Here is a 1,614-nt window from a genome sequence, read left to right as displayed (position 1 = left end):
GTTAATTTTATAAAATAGTAAACAAATATAATCAGGTAAACTAAAAATTCTTATTAATTTTCTTAGCAAAATAATTTAGAATATATGCTAGCTATTCTAGAAAAATTTTTATTTTCTTCCATAAAAACGTTCATCAATATACGTGAAGATACTGTATCTGCTCTTAAAAGGCTCGGTATTAATAATATTCGTGATTTATTATTTTATCTACCTGTTTCATACCAAAATAAAATATTATTGCCCAATTTAACGGAAGTCAGAGACGGGGAAATAATCCAAACGGAAATTGTAATTGAGAGTGTTAATTTACCGAAAAAAAGTAATCAGCCTTTAAAAATTACGGCTAGCCATGATACCGATTCTTTGTTATTAGTGTTTTTTCATAAACCACCACCGTTTATTTTTAATAAGCTGAAAGTTGGAACAAAGCATATTATTAGCGGTAAAGTACAATTTTTTGATCACTATTTGCAGATTTTGCATCCTGAATTTATTACGAATCCTAAACTCGCAAAAGCAATAGAGCCGATTTATTCCCTGACATACTTGCTTAGTAACAAGCAGCTATATTCATATATCATAAAAGCAATAGAGATATTTGAAGAGAAGTGTAAAGTGGTGGAAGATAAAGAAGTGAAGGAATATTTGGATGAGGTATTGCAGAGTTTGAAGGTTTTACATGTAAGCGAGGTTGTCATACCGTGGCTTGACCACGGTATCCAGAAAAACATAAAAAAAGACTGGATCCCGCGATCAAGTCGCGGGATGACACCGGAAAAATCTAGTAGGTATGACACTGAGTTGGTCAAAAAACAACTAGCAGCTAAAGAACTAATCGCCAATCAAATATCTCTTTTTAATGTACGTACGCAAATAAGTAGAAGACAAGGTAATATTTACCTGAAAGCTGCAGCTATTCAAGCAAATATATTAAATGAGTTAGGGTTTGAGTTAACGCCGTACCAAAAGCAAGTCATAGAAGAAATAGAGTTTGAGCAAGGCAATAAAGTAGAAATGATGAGATTACTGCAAGGTGATGTTGGCTCCGGTAAAACTTTGGTAGCTTTGCTGACGATGGTAAATGTGGTAAAAGCTGGATTTCAAGCAACGCTTATGGCCCCAACCGATTTGCTTGCCAATCAGCATTATGAGTTTTGTGTTAAAGCTTTAAAAAATACTAATATAAGAATTGCGTTACTTACCGGTAAAATCCTTGGGGCAGCTCGAAAAAATATCATGCAGCAGCTCAAAAACGGCGAGATTGATATATTAGTTGGTACTCATGCTTTATTTCAAGAGAAAGTAATCTTTAAGAAGCTAGGTTATATAGTGATCGATGAGCAGCATAGATTTGGGGTACAGCAGCGTTTGAACCTGATAAATAAAGGAGTAAATCCCGATGTTTTAGTTATGACCGCAACGCCGATTCCTCGGAGTCTTGCCCTTACTATGTTTGGTGATATGAGTATCTCAAAGCTCATGGGTAAGCCAAAAAATCGTTTGCCTATCGCTACAAATACCATGTCAGTTAATAAGATAGAACATATTATCGAAGCAATAAATAAGAAGCTTATGGCAGGTGAGCGGGTATATTGGATTTGTCCATTGATAGAA

At 34.6% G+C, this 1,614-nt stretch carries 1 protein-coding gene; it reads left to right on the top strand.

Annotation, left to right across the window (positions count from 1 at the left end; all coding sequences use genetic code 11):
* Positions 1-84 precede the first annotated feature (84 nt).
* Positions 85-1,614: DEAD/DEAH box helicase (locus A452_RS0104310; RefSeq protein ID WP_017208591.1), on the top strand; the 1,530-nt coding region annotated here is incomplete at its 3' end.

The organism is Rickettsia australis str. Phillips (assembly GCF_000273745.1).
Lineage (GTDB): Bacteria > Pseudomonadota > Alphaproteobacteria > Rickettsiales > Rickettsiaceae > Rickettsia > Rickettsia australis.
Note: the sequence above shows the minus strand (reverse complement) of the source record. Positions and strands in the feature narration are given on the sequence as shown.